Here is a 16,263-nt window from a genome sequence, read left to right as displayed (position 1 = left end):
AAATGTAACCGAACCGTAGATATTGATAACTGAATTGTAAATGTTTCACGTAAAACATTTTTTTAAAATTCTAATTAATAGTGTTTTATATCAAATCAAATTTCGAAGCTTTGAAATGCATCAATAATATGAGTAATCTCCAAGGTTTTTTGTTTGTTGGGAAGGACGGAGATGATGTCGAAACGGACTTCCTTATCAATATTATTTTCCTCGATATAATAATTAGCCGCAGAGATTAACAATTTGATTTTCTTTTTGTTAACAGCTTCTTGTGGTTCCAAAAAAGCATCTGTATGCCTGGCTTTCACTTCCACAACCACTATTTGGTTTTCAAATTCTGCAATGATATCGACTTCAGCTTTTAAGTAACGGAAATTGCGGGCAAGAATCTTGTAATTTGCCTTAACCAAAAAATCTACAGCCAAATCTTCTGCTATTTTTCCAAATTCGTTATGATCTGCCATCGGAGTTATAATTGATGAATGATGATTGATAAATGGTTAGAACTTAATCGAAACCTTTTTTCCAACTTTCATTGTAATTTCTGAACCTATAATCAACGGTCCGTTGTCGTAAATATGACCGTTTGGAAAGTTGAAAATTGTTGGGAAATCGTACTGGGAAACTCGGTTTGCAATCTGTTGGTTGACGAATGGGTCGAAGGATTCTTCGTAACTTTTATTCTCGCCTTCTTTTCCCATATTGGTCATTCCGCCAACGATGAGTCCTTTTATTTTCTTGAAAACGCCTGCTAATTCCAGACTCATTATCATTCTGTCCATTGCGTAGAAATTCTCGCCAATGTCTTCAATGAATAAAATTTTATCTTGAAAATCGAAAGAATATTTTGTTCCCAAAAGTGCATAAATCAACGCGAGATTTCCACCGACTAAAATTCCGGAAGCCTCTCCTACTCTATTATTTTCTGTAGAATCGATTTTATAATTTGGGAATTTTCCTTTTAGAATATCGAAGGTTAAGTCATAACTTTCGTCGGTTACGCCAAAGCTTGACGTTTTAATAGTTTGTCCGTGGATGGATGCAAAACCTTTTTTCAACAGATAACTTTGAATAACCGTATTGTCAGAATATCCAATGTACCATTTTGGATTTTTCTTGAATTCTTTCAAATCCAAATGCTGGACCAAATGCTGACAGCCATAACCACCTCTCGAAGCCCAGATTGCGGAAATCTCTGGGTCGTTTAAAGCCCAATTGATATCCTTAATCCTTTGTTTTTCCGTTCCGGCATAAGAATAGCCATTTTGGAATTTTGTGTAGAGATTTTCGCCTAAAATGGGTTCGTAACCTTTGCTTTTGATTAAAGCTAAGGTTTTTTGCACTTGAGTTTCTTCTACAGAGCCAGCTGGGGAAATTATGGCGATTTTGTCTCCTTTTTTTAGGGATTTTGGGAAAGTGATGTTTTGCATTTGTGTTGGTTTTATTTTAACGCAAAGGTCGCAAAGATTTTTTTAGTTTATTGAAAATATTTTAAGATTCGCAAGGACGCTTCGCTCATCAAAATTTTCGGTTTTGGTCTTTCTTAGATTTTAAAAGATTGGCAAAATTGGATTTTATGACGAACTTCGATTGGTGACAAATCTTCAACCTTGCGAAGCGCGCCCCGACCTGAGTGGAGCTCTTTTTGTAAGCCTCGGAAAAAGCCTTGGCACAAAAAAGCGGGAACGGAGGGCGGATAAAGGCGCCCAAATCATTATTTAATTTTCGGTTGTTGTTTCTCTGCTTTTTCTAATTTTTCTTCGAACTTGTTGAATTTCTTAAAGCTTTGCATAAAGATAAACACACTGAAAATCATTAAGATACATCCAACTGCTTTTCTTATTTTGTTCGCCACTCGTTGATTGAGCCTGTCGTGGAATTGTTTTGCTAAGATGATTTTGGACAAATCTATTAACAAATAAGTTCCGATTACAATCCCAATATAAAGAACGAAATCCTCTACTTTTGGATAGGCATTTCGTACAGAAACAACCGTTACGAGCCAGAAAAGTACAACACCGATATTCAGTAAATTGAGTAAAAATCCGTTGAGGAATGTTTTGATGTAGTTTTGGTCGATGAGTTTTTCTTCGCCTTCGATGTGCATTTTGGTCCTCGAAAGGAGCATATAAATGGCATAAATGAGAATCAGAAAGGCGGAAATCCGATAGAATCCTGGATGTTTGTCGATGAGGCTCACTAAATCCGCGCTGGCATAATAACTGACAACGATGCAAAGTAAATCCGCAGTAACCACGCCAATATCCAAGGCAATCGCGTGTCTGGGACCTCTGGAAAAGCTGGTTTCTATGAGCAGGAAAAAGATGGGTCCGATGAACACCAAACTCAGCATAATTCCCAGGCCGACTGCGTATAAAATGAGTTCTAACATTCTTAGTTTTTTGTGAAAAGCAAAATGTATCTTGTAAAAGACGAAGACAAAAATACATTTTACTTTTTAAATAATGTCATCAGAGAATTTAAACTTGAAAAATTCAACCACATAGTCACATAGTTTATTGGATTTAAAATAAAAAGCTAAAATAGAAGTTTTTCTACTTTAGCTTTGTCTATGTGTCTATGTGGTTAATCTATTCTACTCCACAATTTTGAAATCGAGTTGTTTTGCAATCAGATTGGCTTTCACCACTTTGATTTTGACCTCGTCTCCAAGTCGGAAAGTATTGCCGGTTCTGGAACCGATAATTGCGTAATTTTTTGCATCTAAAGAGTAAGAATCATCTACTAAATCTCTTAGTTTTATCATTCCTTCTGCGCCATTTTCAGGGATTTCTACCCAGAAACCATAGTCAGAAACGCCGGAAATAACACCTGCGAAAACTTCGCCCACGTGTTCTTCCATAAATTTGACCTGCATAAATTTGATACTTTCTCTCTCTGCTTCAGAAGCCAATCTTTCCATTGCAGAACAATGTTTGGCCTGCTCTTCCACCACTTCTCTGTTTGGCGATTTTCCACCGTCCAAATAATGTTGAAGCAATCTGTGCGCGATCAAATCGGGATAACGACGGATTGGCGATGTAAAATGCGAATAATATTCGAAGCCAAGTCCGTAATGGCCAATTGGATCGGTGGAATAAATCGCTTTACTCATCGTTCTCATCGCCAAGGTTTCTACCATATTTTCTTCGCCTTTTCCTTTGACGTCACTCAATAATTTATTCAGAGATTCAGCGACTTTTTGGGTATTTGCCAGGTCCATTTTGTAACCGAAAGTGCCTACGAAATCTCTTAAAGCGGTCAACTTCGCTGGGTCTGGGTCATCGTGGATTCTGTAAATGAAAGTATTTCCGGTTGGTTCATTTCTTTTGTTTAATGAAATAAATTCGGAGACTTTTTTGTTGGCCAAAAGCATAAATTCCTCAATCAAATGGTTGGAATCTTTGCTGACTTTGAAGTAAACGCCAATTGGTTTGCTGTTCTCATCAAGGTTAAATCTCACCTCACTCCTATCAAATGTGATGGCGCCATTTCGGATTCTTTCGGCTCTTAGGATTTTCGCTAATTTATCGAGTTGAAGGATTTCTGCTGTTAAATCGCCTTCCTGAGTTTCGATTCTTTCCTGCGCTTCCTCGTAAGAAAATCTTCTGTCGGAATGGATTAACGTTCTGCCAAACCATTGCTTGTGAATTTTCGCATCTTCATCCAGTTCAAAAACGGCTGAGAATGTGAATTTATCTTCATTTGGTCGCAGTGAACAAACATCATTACTCAAAACCTCCGGAAGCATCGGCACTACTCTATCGACAAGATAAACCGATGTTGCTCTTTTGTAAGCTTCATCATCCAAAATAGTTCCTGGTTTTACGTAATGCGAAACGTCCGCAATGTGAACACCGATTTGCCACAATCCATTCTCTAATTTCTGAATTGATAAAGCATCATCGAAATCTTTCGCATCTTTCGGGTCAATTGTAAAGGTGCAAATATCACGCATATCCCAGCGTTTTGCGACTTCTTCATCGTTGATGCTTCTATCGATTTGGTCTGCGTCGTGCTCCACTTCCGGCTCGAAATTGTAAGGCAAACCATATTCTGCAAGAATTGCGTGGATTTCTGTTTCGTGGTCGCCAGGCGTTCCAAGAACTGTGACGATTTCGCCTTCCGGATTTTTGCTTCCTGGTCGCCATTCACGCATTTTCACGATGACTTTGTCGCCGTCTTGTGCGCCATTGAAATGGTTTTTGGAAATGAACATATCCGTATTCATCGTTCTTTTTTCGAAAACTACAAATCCGAAATCCTTATCTGCAATCTGCTGGAAAATCCCGACAAAAGTATCTTTTGCACGTTCCAGAACTTCTGCAACGGAACCTTCTACTTTTTTACCTTTGAAATTATAGGTTACCAAAAGGACTTTGTCGCCTTGCAAAGCATCTTTCACATTTTTCTGATGAACGAAGATATCATCGGCCATTCCTTCTACTTTTACGTAAGCATTTCCGGATTGGTTGAAATCGATAACGCCAGTCAAAGTTCCTTCAATATTGAGATTGACGATGTATTTTCCTTTCTCGGTTTCTTTGATTTTCTGTAGCGCCTGCAATCTGTGAAGCGCTTGGATTACAAGTTCTCTTTGTCTTGGATTCTTGTAATCTATGCCATCCGCAATCTGTTTGTAATTGTAGATTTTGGATGTTTTCTGATTCATAAAACGAAGGATTGTTCTTCCTAAATCCAGAAGTTTCTGTTCGTTTTTATGAGATGTATTTTTTTTGTTTTTCATTGTTCTCTATTTGTTTATAGTAAAATCCATTTACTATTTTTATATTGAAATCTGAGTGTTTGTGGGGTATTGTCTTTGTTGTAATAAATATCAACAATCACTAAATTTCCTAATTCATTTTTGAAATCAAACATCAGATTATCTGCTTGCTCGATGTTCAGTTCATATTTTTTATTGGGGAAATAACACATTTCCTGTTCTCTATTTCTGTATAAAATTTTTGCTGTGGAAGCCAATTCTCCAATAATTTTAAAATATCTAAAGTCCCTAAATTGTTGCCAATCTTCGAATGAACTCTTTGACAGCAAAGTCATTCCAAAATCGTTATCAAAGTTATTAATTGCTAACACCGGAATTATGTTTGCATCGATTTTTTTTCTGAAAGATTTTATCATCTTTTCAGTCATAAAATCTGAAGAAGAAAAATTTGGATTTATGACATTGTAATCACTTCTACATTCATACATAAAAGGAACTCCACAATCATATCCTTTCATATTTTCCAGGCTAATTAAAAGATTATGATTTTTAAATTTTCTAAAATCGATTTTAGAAAAAATGATGTCACCAAGTTTCGAGTAATCAATTGATTGAGATTCTTGTTTTAATTTATCAAATAATAGTTTCTTCTCTTTCTGAAATTCTGTGCAATCCGGCTTTGTTGGGTCAGGACATCCATAATAATTCCCTTTTACATTAGGACAATAATCATCTTTATCCAAAACGCCATCGCCATCCATATCTTTTCCCTGCGCTGATAAACACAAAAAAGAAAAAATCATCGAAAAACAGAATAGAGTTTTTATCATTTTAAAATTTACTGAGATTCGCAGTAATTAATCATCAATAAAGATAAAATAAAATAGGGGAGTTTGGGAAACCTTTGTATTAATTTATGGTTTCGTGAGAAAGAACTTTCTCTGTGAAATGCGTTGCAAAGATATAACTTTAAAAATAAAACCTGTAATCTTAACAATTACAGGTTTTTATGTTTAGCAAAATGCTATTTTATCAACTCTTTTCTGATGTCTGCCACCTTCAAAATCCGTGGTTAGAAACTTATCTACAATCTCAAACGCCAGTTCTTTTGAAATGAATCTCGCCGGAATCGAAATCATATTCGCATCGTTGTGTTGTCTCGCCAATGATGCAATTTCTGGCATCCAGCAAAGTGCACATCGTATTTTCTGATGTTTATTAGCCGTGATTTGAACGCCGTTTCCGCTTCCGCAAATCAAAATTCCCAATTCGTTTTCTCCATTTTCTACAGACGTTGCAGATGGATGCACAAAGTCCGGATAGTCAACAGAATCAGCAGAGTAGGTTCCAAAATCTTGCACTTCAAACTTGCCGTCGAGGTATTTTTTGATTAGCTCTTTATATTCAAAACCCGCGTGGTCACAGGCTATTGCAATCTTTTTCATTTCGTTTAATTAATGATTTATTTCAAGGATAAAATTAATACATATTTTATTAATGTTGGCATACTATTTTAATACAATTATCAATAATATTTATAATTAATTATTTAAACATTAATTATATAAAATTAATAATGATAATTAAATAATCAAATTTTAAAATCATTAATAAGAAGATAATAGAATGTTAGAAATTGTCAGAAAACCTGTGGATAACTTCTGCCAAGTATTTCTTTTTATAACTGATAATTTTTAGTAATGGACTATTTTTTGACAACTTCAATTCTTTATTTCAAATTAGTTTTGGCTCACTTCAAGGAAGTTTATCCCCAGAATGGTTTCTAATATTGAGGTTTGAAATTAATTACAAACATTTGTTGATAACAATCTTAATTATTTGATTGTCAATATTAAATTAATGTTAAAAACCTACTCATTAATCCACATTTCGTGTGATGAAATAATTGGTTTTTATTTCTCCGCATACTACCGCACTACAACAATACACTACAATATTATTTTTTTATAAAAAGAAAAAGAGATGTATAATAATGTAATGAAGGTTTGTGGATTCTTTTTGCAAATTAAATTTTTGAAAGGGAAGAATAAGTTTTAAATTTGTGAAACAAAGAGGGCAGGATTTATTCTGTTCTTTTAATAAAAACCTTAAATTAAAATTAATGAAAACAATAAAAGATTTCGATTTTAAAAACAAAAAAGCTTTAGTACGTGTTGACTTCAATGTTCCGCAGGACGAAAATCTAAAAGTAACGGACAATACCAGAATTATTTCTGTAAAACCTACTGTTGATAAAATTCTTGCTGATGGTGGTTCTGTAATCTTAATGACGCACCTTGGAAGACCAAAAGGCGAAGTAAACGACAAATATTCTCTTAAAAATATTCTGGATGAAGTTTCTTCAGTTCTTGGTAAAGAAGTGAAATTTGTGGACGAATCGATAGGAGAGAAGGCTGAACAAGCTTCCGCTGAACTTCAACCTGGCGAAATTCTTTTGTTGGAGAATCTTCGTTTTCATAATGAAGAGGAAAAAGGTGATGAAGCTTTCGCTGAGAAGTTATCAAAATTAGGTGATGCTTACGTGAATGATGCTTTTGGAACTGCGCATAGAGCACACGCTTCCACAGCTGTAATTGCTGAATTTTTTCCTTCTACTAAATTTTTCGGTTTACTGATGGAAAATGAATTAATTGCAATCGATAAAGTTCTAAAATCTGGTGAAAAGCCTGTAACTGCGATACTTGGAGGTTCTAAAGTTTCTACAAAAATTACAATTATTGAAAATATTCTTCCTGCAATTGATAACTTAATCATTGGTGGCGGAATGTCTTTCACATTTATAAAAGCTCTTGGTGGAAAAATCGGACAATCAATTGTTGAAGACGATAAATTAAGTCTTGCTATCGAAATTCTTGAAAAAGCAAAACAACATAACGTAGAAGTGTATCTTCCTACAGATGTTATCATTGCTGATGATTTCAATAATGAAGCGGATAGAAAAGAATGTGATATCAGAGAAATCCCTGAAGATTGGCAAGGTTTGGATGCAGGTCCAAAATCAAGAGAAATCTTCAATGATGTTTTATTAAATTCAAGAACAATTCTTTGGAATGGTCCAATCGGTGTTTTTGAAATGTCAAATTTTGCTGCTGGAACTATAGCTTTAGGCGACAGTATTGCGGAAGCTACAAAACTTGGAGCGTTCTCATTAGTTGGAGGAGGCGACAGTGTTGCATTTGTAAAGCAATTCGGATATTCTGACAAAGTAAGTTATGTTTCGACTGGAGGAGGAGCAATGTTGGAAAGTTTGGAAGGTTTGGAACTTCCAGGTGTTGCAGCGATTAATAAATAAGAATTAATTTTCTTAAATATAAAAACCGACAGAGTAATTTGTCGGTTTTATTTTTGTCTGTACTTGAATAATCTTTGAGAAAATTTTTTTATGCAATTCTCAAGCACTTAATTTGAAATTGAGAAACGTTTCTCATTTTTTTAAATTTTGCATTTATTAACAAATTTTGAACAAAATAGCCGAAAATTGGCCTTCAGAAACCATTCAAAAATCGATTTTCTATCTTTTTTCGATAATATATATCAAACTCGAAAATTCTGTGTTAAAAAGTGCTTTTACGTTAGAAATTGTTCCATGAACCACAGCTTTTAGACAAAAAAGAGGTGATTTCTTATATTTTTCACTTAACATCGAGATATAAAATGAATCGAGTAGGAGTGGTTTTATTTTTCTTAATTTCCAATCTGGATTTTTAGAAATCAGATTTTCCATTCCATTTTTTGAAAAATGATAAATGTGTCTTGGTACATCATAAGCCGCCCAAAATTCTTTATAATGTTTCGCATCGTAAGAAGTCGGGTTTGGAATAGCAATTATTAATAATCCTTTTGGTTGAAGTTTATTATAAAATTGGCTGAGCGTCTCGCTCTGATTTTCGATGTGTTCGAAAACGTGCCAAAGCGTAATGGCATCCAGACTTTGATTTTCTATTGAACTTAAATCATCAATAATTTTTGCCTTTGACGTCTTATTTATGGCTGCATTTCTTGCATCCGAATTTGGTTCAAATCCAAAGGTTTCAAAATCATTTTCAATATATTTTACAAATTCTCCCGCACCGCAACCGTAATCCAAAACTTTAGAATCCTTTTTTATTCTGTCCAGAAGAATCGTTTTCTTGTATTGAAGATTGAAAGATTGTAAAAACTTGTAAACTTTCTCCTTCAAACTTCCAGTGTCCTGATGATGCGAAATGTAATCTTCGCTCTCATAATATTTGGAAATATTCGATGGAATAGGAGAGGTTTTGAAAACACCTTTTGTTTCAGTTTCTATCAATTCGAATTCTTCCTGAGATAGAAAATGGTCTTTAATTTTCATTTTATAATTTGTTATTTAAACAAAAAGAACAATGAAAATTGCATTGTTCTTTGATATGTTTCACGTGGAACATTACTAATTATCTTCCTAAGTAAATCAATAAAACATTGATATCTGAAGGAGAAACACCACTAATTCTGCCAGCTTGAGCAATTGTAACTGGTCTTACTTTGGTCATCTTTTGCTTAGCTTCTGTAGATAAAGATGCTATTTTAGAATAGTCAAAATCTTGAGGAATTTTAAATGTTTCCAGACGGTTTAATTTAGCCACATTATCCTTTTCTTTCTCGATGTAACCTTTGTATTTGATGTTGATTTCAGCTTGTTCTCGGACTTCTTCTTTGTAGGCTGAAGTAATATCTTTTATAGTTTGAATTTCTTCTAGCTTTTTCAAAGTCATATTTGGACGAGTCAAGTAATGAGAAGCTCTGTAAGCTTGGTCTACAATAGAAGATTCAATGCTTTCAAGAATGGGATTGATAGCGTTTGGTTTGATTGAAGTTTCTCTTAAATAGGCTTCCAGTTCATCACTTTTTGTGATTTTTTCCTGAACATTTCTCAATCTTTCTTCTTTTGCTAAACCAAGATTGTAAGCTTTTTCTGTCAATCTGATGTCTGCATTATCCTGTCTTAAAAGCAATCTGTATTCTGCACGAGAAGTGAACATTCTGTAAGGTTCTTCTGTTCCTTTTGTAATCAAATCATCGATTAAAACACCAATATAAGCCTCATCTCTATTAAGAATAAATTCACCCTTGTCGTGGATTTTATTGTGCGCATTAATACCCGCCATCAAGCCTTGTCCTGCAGCTTCTTCATAACCAGTCGTTCCATTAATCTGACCAGCAAAATAAAGGTTTTGAACCAACTTAGTTTCAAGTGTGTGATAGAGTTGGGTAGGAGGGAAGTAATCGTATTCTATGGCGTAGCCAGGACGGAAAACTTTGACATTTTCGAAGCCTGGAATGTGTCTCATCGCTTTGATTTGAACATCTTCCGGAAGAGAGGAGCTGAATCCATTCACATAGATTTCGACGGTTTTCCAACCCTCTGGTTCTACAAATAATTGATGTCTGTTTCGCTCTGCAAAACGGTTGATTTTATCTTCAATACTCGGGCAATATCTTGGTCCTGTACTTTGAATAGTTCCGTTGAACATTGGGCTTCTGTCAAAACCTTCACGTAAAATATCGTGAACAGTTTCGTTGGTGTAAACGATATGACAACTTAACTGTTTGGTTAACTTGGGAGTATCTAAATAACTGAATTTCTGAGGATTTTCATCGCCTTTTTGTTCTTCCATTTTGGAATAGTCAAGGCTTCTTCCGTCAACTCTTGGTGGTGTTCCGGTTTTCATTCTGCCAGATTCGAAGCCTAGAGAAACTAGTTGTTCTGTGATTCCGAAAGCTCTTGGTTCGCCCATTCTTCCGCCACCAATTTGCTTGTCTCCAACGTGAATCAAACCATTTAGGAATGTTCCGTTTGTAAGCACTACAGACTTTGACTTGATTTCTATTCCCAAGCCTGTGACAACACCAACTGCCTTACCATTTTCGATGATTAAGCTTTTGACCATATCCTGAAAAAAATCAAGGTTTGGTGTGTTTTCAAGTGCTAAACGCCATTCTTCGGCGAAGAGCATTCTGTCATTTTGGGTTCTTGGTGACCACATTGCCGGACCTTTGGAAAGGTTCAACATCTTGAATTGGATGGCTGATTTGTCTGCAATGATTCCGGAATATCCGCCCATTGCATCGATTTCGCGTACAATTTGTCCTTTGGCAATTCCACCCATTGCCGGGTTGCAGCTCATCTGTCCAATGGTCTGCATATTCATTGTGACCAAAAGTGTTTTTGAACCTAAATTGGCTGCAGCAGCTGCGGCTTCACAACCTGCGTGTCCTGCGCCAACAACGATGACGTCGTATATTTCTGTAATCATTTTATTTATTTAATTGAATGTTCCACGTGAAACATTGTCTAAACTTAATTCAAAAAGTGAAATGTAACTAGCCCCGATTGTAACGTAAATCCTTTTTGTAAGAAGCAATGGGAAAAGCCAAGGACTTGCAAAAAGATTGCAGTGTAAAGCGGGAAATAGCTCCAAATAATTTATACAAAGTTACTATTCGACGTAGTAAAATAGCTCCTAAAAATTTAAATATCGATTAATATAAAAATCTTCTTTTTGTCGCATTGTGGATTCTTCTTCTTCAGTTTTGTCCTTGTATCCGCAAAGATGAAGTAAACCGTGAGCTAAAACTCGTCTGAATTCTGATTCAAAATCCTGAGATAGTGTAGAAGCGTTGTCCAAAATGCGCGGCAAAGATACGAAAATATCTCCTGAGACGGTTTTTCCCTTCACGTAGTCAAACGTGATGATGTCTGTGTAATAATCGTGGTCGAGATAATCCTGATTGACCTTGAGAAGATAATCGTCGTCGCAGAATATATAATTGATGTCGCCCGGTTTTTTGTCCTCGGAAAGAATCAAATCTTCCAGCCAGGTTGAAATGTTGGAATCTATCTTTTTTGGGTCGATGTTTTCAAAGAAATAGTTTATCATAATGTTAAAACCAGTGCCCCAATATAACACTGAAAATGGCTTTGTGGTTGTTTAGGGATTTGCTTACGTTTAGTTTGATTTGACCAAATGGTGATTTGTAGCCTGCCGTTAAACCGATAGAGCTATAATTAAGTTTTACAGCGTCCTCGAATTTGATAGAATCAAAAAGGTTTGCAAAACTGAAATTACCGATCAGAAAATAATTTTTGTTGAAACGCAACTGGAAATCGTTTGATGCAAGAAAGATATTATTGTCATTGAGCAAACCAAATTGAAAACCTGCAAATCTTTTGAAGTTGACGATATTCTGTTCAAAAATTCCACCGAGTCTGTATTGGTAAAATGAGGGAAGATTTTCGCCAATTGTGATACCTCCATACAAATTGAGGCGGTAAGTGAACATTTTTGAAATGTAGAAATTCACCTTGATGTCTGCTTTCACGAGTAGAGGTTTCTTATCTATTTCGTCGCTAAACAAGTCAATGATTTTTCCTTCAGCATTGAAATAAAATCCTTTTGTCGGGAAATCTCTGTCATTCTGAGTATCGCTTTTTAGGAAAATGTAGGGGTTCATGAATTTGGCGTCATCCTTATCTGCACCATTTTTATCGCTCTCGAAATAATCATAACTGAGTCCGCCTCCCATTGCGAATTTATCCTTCCAGACGGATTGTATATAAAGTTCATTTCGGAACCATTTCCAGGATTCTAAGGTATTGTTGTCAGAATTCTTCAGGTCGAAGCTCATTGCGGAGGAATATATCCCAACGCCGGGAATGTAGCCGTTGTCTACAAAATAATTGAAATAATACCTTGGACTGTCACCAACAACCACATCTAATGATAAGTTTGAGTTCTGAAATAGCAGCCTTTTTGCCGAATAATTCAATAACAATCCGGTTTTGAAAATTTCGTTATAGTGTAATCCAATTTTGAGAAAATGTCGTGTATCATCTTCTGTTACATATAGCTTGAGGTAATTGGTATTATTTTCCTGGACGATATCGTAATTAAGAAACTTGTAATTGTTGGTCGCATAGAGCTTATCCAGCATCTTGTTGATGCTTCCATAAGTCTGCATGGAAGGGATTTTAAGCCCCATTTTTCCTCTGATATAGTTAGACCTGTAGATTTTTGCATTCTCAACCACTAGACTGTCTATTTTGTACACACTTGAGAAAATTGGATTAATGGAAGACCTGACCCTTTCAAAATTTCGTTTTGGTAATTCTTTCAGGATATCGGTGTATTTTAAAGCTTCCACGTAACCACTGTCAAGGATTTGGCGCTTGCTGTCGTAACTTGTTGCTGTGATTCCGGTAAGATTTGGCTTTATGTTGATATCTGTGTATTTGTACTGATTTTTGGTTTCTTTTTGAATACCAAAGTCAATGACTTGATTAAGAATTGAAATAACGCTATTTAGATTGTCGCGCTTTGTTAAAGGTTGATTTAAATCCACTCCAATCACAATATCAATTCCCTTATCTTTCAAAGGTTTTGAAGGATAATTGACGCTCATTGCACCATCTACATAAATGCTGTCGCCGATTTTAACAGGCTCCAAAAGTGAAGGAAAAGCTGAGCTAGCTAATATTGACGAAACCAAATCACCTTTTTCAAAAACTTTCATCTCGCCACTTTCTATGTTCGTAGCAACACACATAAAAGGAATTGGTAATTTGGAAAAATCGTCAATATTTGAGACGTTTTTCATCAATTCTTTTAAAAGATAAATGTTCCGTTGACCAGTGCTGATGGAGGATGGAAAAGAAACCTTACCATTTTTAAGTGGAATGGTTAACAGATATTTGTCAACACTTTTATTAAAAAAGCTGGTTTCCTGTCTGGTTTTTGGGTCGGTTATCAATGAATAAAAATCCGTATCCATCACGATTTTCTCAATGTCTTTTCCCGTGTAGCCAGAAGCGTACAAACCGCCGACAATCGCGCCCATACTAGTTCCGGAGATATAATCGATTTTAATTCCAAGTGAATCTATGACCTTCAAAACACCAACGTGAGAAAATCCTTTAGCGCCTCCTCCGGAAAGAGAAAGTCCAATTCGTGGATTTTTCGGGATGACAAGATTTTCTTTTACTTGAGAATAACTTATCAGATAAGCTAAAAAAGTAAACAGAAATATAAGTTTTTTTATCATTTTAATTTTTGATATAGATTCTTTTCACTCTTGGCGAAATCGATGTTAAAACTTCGTAAGTAATTGTATTGCAATATTTTGAAAATTCTTCTAATGTCGGATGTGAATTGAAAATGACAACAGAATCGCCTTCTTTTACATTCGCATTGTCCACATTTATCATCATCATATCCATACAGACGTTGCCAACAATTGGACAAAGCTTTTTATTAATACCAACATTTCCGACTTTATTTCCCACCAATCTTGGAATTCCGTCTGCATAACCAATGGGAATAGTGGCGATTTTTGTATCGTGTTCAGCTTTGTATTTTCTGCTATAACCAACAGATTCACCATTTTTTACTTCGGAAATTTGTGAAACAACAGTTTTAAAACTTACCGAATTATGAAGTTGTTTTTTAATATTTTTATTAGAAGTTTCTCCAATCATTCCAATGCCTATTCTTACCATATCATATTGATAATCAGAATAATTGGTAATTCCTGCGGAATTTAAAATGTGTCTTAAAGGTTTGTAACCAAGTTGATTAATCAAATAACTTGAATTTTTTTCAAACGTTTCAATTTGATTTAATGTAAATTCCCTTTCTTCAGGAGCATCGGAAGAAGATAAATGGCTGAAAATACTCTGAACTTTGACATTCATCGTATTTAATTTTTCATTTAATTCATCCAATTCAAAATCCTTAAAACCAAGCCGATGCATTCCTGTTTCAAGCTTAATGTGAATTGGATATTTCTGTTGACTTCCAGACCTTATAAGTTGCTCATTGAATAATTCTAAGACTCTCAGACTGTAAATTTCTGGCTCCAAATTATATTCAATCACGGCATCATAACTGTGTTGCTCGGGATTCATTACGATAATTGGCGTTGTGATTCCTTTTTTTCTAAGTTCAACACCTTCGTCCGCGAAAGCAACACCAAGATAATCAATGTGATGCAATTGTAAAAATTCTGAAATCTCATAACTTCCTAATCCATAAGCATTTGCTTTTACCATAGCCATCATTTTAGTTTCTGGTTTTAGCAAAGATTTATGGAAGTTGATATTATGAAGAATTGCGTTCAGATTAATTTCCAAAACTGTATCGTGCTTTCTAAGTTCAAGAATTTCTTTAATTTTTTCAATCTCGAATTTTCTTGCGCCTTTAAGAAGAATAACTTGATTTTCAATTTCATTAATTACTTTACTATCAATGAATTGATTTGTATCATTAAAAGTATAAGTTTCAGATGTAAATAATTCTGGAAAATTGCTTATTTCTTCTCCAATCAGGAAAACTTTATCAAATTTCTGCTCATTCACTAGCTCCGAAACTTCTGAATAAAGTTCTTCAGAATTCTCATTAGAATCTAAAATGTCAGTCAGAATCAAAGATTTTTTCGGCTTGTTGTATTCACCGATAAATTGAAAAGCAATCTTCAAAGAATCCAGATCCAGATTATAAGAATCATTGATGATCAGATTATTCCTGATTCCTTCGATACTTTCCAAACGCATTTCAATCGCTTTCAAAGCATCGATTTTTTCCTTGATATCAGAATTTGAAATTTTAAGTTGTTTTAAAATCCCAATTAAAGCGAGAACATTTGTCAAAGTTGCTTCATCTCTTTGGAAAATCGGAAGCGTGATGATTTCTTCAAAATATTTGATTTGAATATCTTGAGTTCTGTCATTCACATCGGAAATGATATGAATGTCATTACTAATTTCTAATCCGTAAGATATTAATTTTTTACTTGAGTATAATTGATTTATTATTTTATCTGTCAATAAGTTATCAGCATTATAGAATATAATTTCTGAATTTTTAAATAGCTTTAATTTTTCATTAATCAATTCCTTTTCAGAACTGAAATTCGCCGAATGTGCGGTACCAATATGCGTCAGCAATCCAATCTTCGGATGGAAAATATTCTCCTGATTTTGCATTTCGTCAGGTTTGGAAATCCCAACTTCGAAAATTCCCAATTCGTGCTTTTTTTCGATTTGAAGTAATGATAAAGGCAAACCTATTTGAGAATTAAAACTCTTCGGACTTTTCACAGTCACGAATTCATTCGAAAGACATTGGTAAAGCCATTCTTTCAAAATTGTTTTCCCATTGCTTCCGGTAATTCCAATTGAGTTGATAGTAGAATTTTCAAAATGATATTTTGCCAAAGTCTTTAAAAACTCAACCGAATTGTGTGTAATGATTTGATTGATAGAGGAATTATCAATTTTATTTTCAGTGATAATTGTATCGATTCCCTTCTCGATAACAGAATCAATATATTTTTGACCGGAATTTTTTTTGGTGTTGATGGCAAGAAACGCCGTGTGCTTCGTAGAATAAATCGTCCTACTGTCAAAAGCAATATTTTTGATTTTGATTTCGCCGTTTCCGATGACTTCGGAATTGGTAATATCTGCAATTTCTTTGATGGTGTAATTCATTGATTTACAA

12 protein-coding genes are annotated in these 16,263 nt (G+C 34.8%); 1 reads left to right on the top strand and 11 read right to left on the bottom strand.

Annotated elements, in window-relative coordinates:
• Window positions 1–95 precede the first annotated feature (95 nt).
• The 6 genes from OPU68_RS00160 to rpiB form a co-directional block, all read right to left on the bottom strand.
• Entirely contained in the window at window positions 96–464 is a 369-nt protein-coding gene (locus OPU68_RS00160) for a YraN family protein (protein WP_498471910.1), read from the bottom strand.
• A gap of 36 nt (window positions 465–500) precedes the next feature.
• A complete protein-coding gene (locus OPU68_RS00155) occupies window positions 501–1,430 on the bottom strand; it encodes a S66 peptidase family protein (RefSeq protein WP_498471909.1) in 930 nt (309 codons plus the stop codon).
• A gap of 284 nt (window positions 1,431–1,714) precedes the next feature.
• Window positions 1,715–2,392, bottom strand: coding sequence for a LysE family translocator (locus OPU68_RS00150; protein ID WP_034963621.1), 678 nt, complete (start codon window positions 2,390–2,392; stop codon window positions 1,715–1,717).
• A 204-nt stretch (window positions 2,393–2,596) separates the two neighbouring features.
• Complete coding sequence (rnr, locus tag OPU68_RS00145) at window positions 2,597–4,747, bottom strand: ribonuclease R (protein ID WP_498471908.1); 2,151 nt, start codon at window positions 4,745–4,747, stop codon at window positions 2,597–2,599.
• Window positions 4,748–4,761: 14 nt separating this feature from the next.
• On the bottom strand, window positions 4,762–5,556 hold the full coding sequence (locus tag OPU68_RS00140; RefSeq protein WP_498471907.1) for a hypothetical protein: 795 nt from the start codon (window positions 5,554–5,556) through the stop codon (window positions 4,762–4,764).
• Window positions 5,557–5,739: 183 nt separating this feature from the next.
• Window positions 5,740–6,171 (bottom strand): ribose 5-phosphate isomerase B, encoded by a 432-nt coding sequence (rpiB, locus tag OPU68_RS00135; RefSeq protein ID WP_498471906.1) that lies wholly within the window; start codon window positions 6,169–6,171, stop codon window positions 5,740–5,742.
• A 677-nt stretch (window positions 6,172–6,848) separates the two neighbouring features.
• Between rpiB and OPU68_RS00130 the strand changes: the two genes are divergently transcribed.
• Complete coding sequence (locus OPU68_RS00130) at window positions 6,849–8,039, top strand: phosphoglycerate kinase (RefSeq protein ID WP_498471905.1); 1,191 nt, start codon at window positions 6,849–6,851, stop codon at window positions 8,037–8,039.
• Window positions 8,040–8,258: 219 nt separating this feature from the next.
• On the opposite strand, the gene OPU68_RS00125 is transcribed toward OPU68_RS00130, so the two are convergent.
• The 5 genes from OPU68_RS00125 to OPU68_RS00105 form a co-directional block, all read right to left on the bottom strand.
• Window positions 8,259–9,080, bottom strand: coding sequence for a class I SAM-dependent methyltransferase (locus OPU68_RS00125; protein WP_498471904.1), 822 nt, complete (start codon window positions 9,078–9,080; stop codon window positions 8,259–8,261).
• Between the two features lie 79 nt (window positions 9,081–9,159).
• Complete coding sequence (gene mnmG / locus OPU68_RS00120; RefSeq protein ID WP_498471903.1) at window positions 9,160–11,022, bottom strand: tRNA uridine-5-carboxymethylaminomethyl(34) synthesis enzyme MnmG; 1,863 nt, start codon at window positions 11,020–11,022, stop codon at window positions 9,160–9,162.
• A gap of 207 nt (window positions 11,023–11,229) precedes the next feature.
• Window positions 11,230–11,646 (bottom strand): rRNA maturation RNase YbeY, encoded by a 417-nt coding sequence (ybeY, locus tag OPU68_RS00115; protein WP_498471902.1) that lies wholly within the window; start codon window positions 11,644–11,646, stop codon window positions 11,230–11,232.
• A 4-nt stretch (window positions 11,647–11,650) separates the two neighbouring features.
• On the bottom strand, window positions 11,651–13,807 hold the full coding sequence (locus tag OPU68_RS00110) for a patatin-like phospholipase family protein (protein WP_498471901.1): 2,157 nt from the start codon (window positions 13,805–13,807) through the stop codon (window positions 11,651–11,653).
• A gap of 1 nt (window position 13,808) precedes the next feature.
• Window positions 13,809–16,253: a bifunctional UDP-N-acetylmuramoyl-tripeptide:D-alanyl-D-alanine ligase/alanine racemase gene (locus OPU68_RS00105; protein ID WP_498471900.1), complete on the bottom strand. Its 2,445-nt coding sequence runs from the start codon at window positions 16,251–16,253 to the stop codon at window positions 13,809–13,811.
• Between the last annotated feature and the right edge of the window lie 10 nt (window positions 16,254–16,263).

This window comes from Chryseobacterium sp. TB1-D10, from assembly GCF_059803555.1.
The sequence above is the reverse complement of the archived record's forward strand: the minus strand, read 5'-3'. Positions and strand labels throughout refer to the sequence as shown.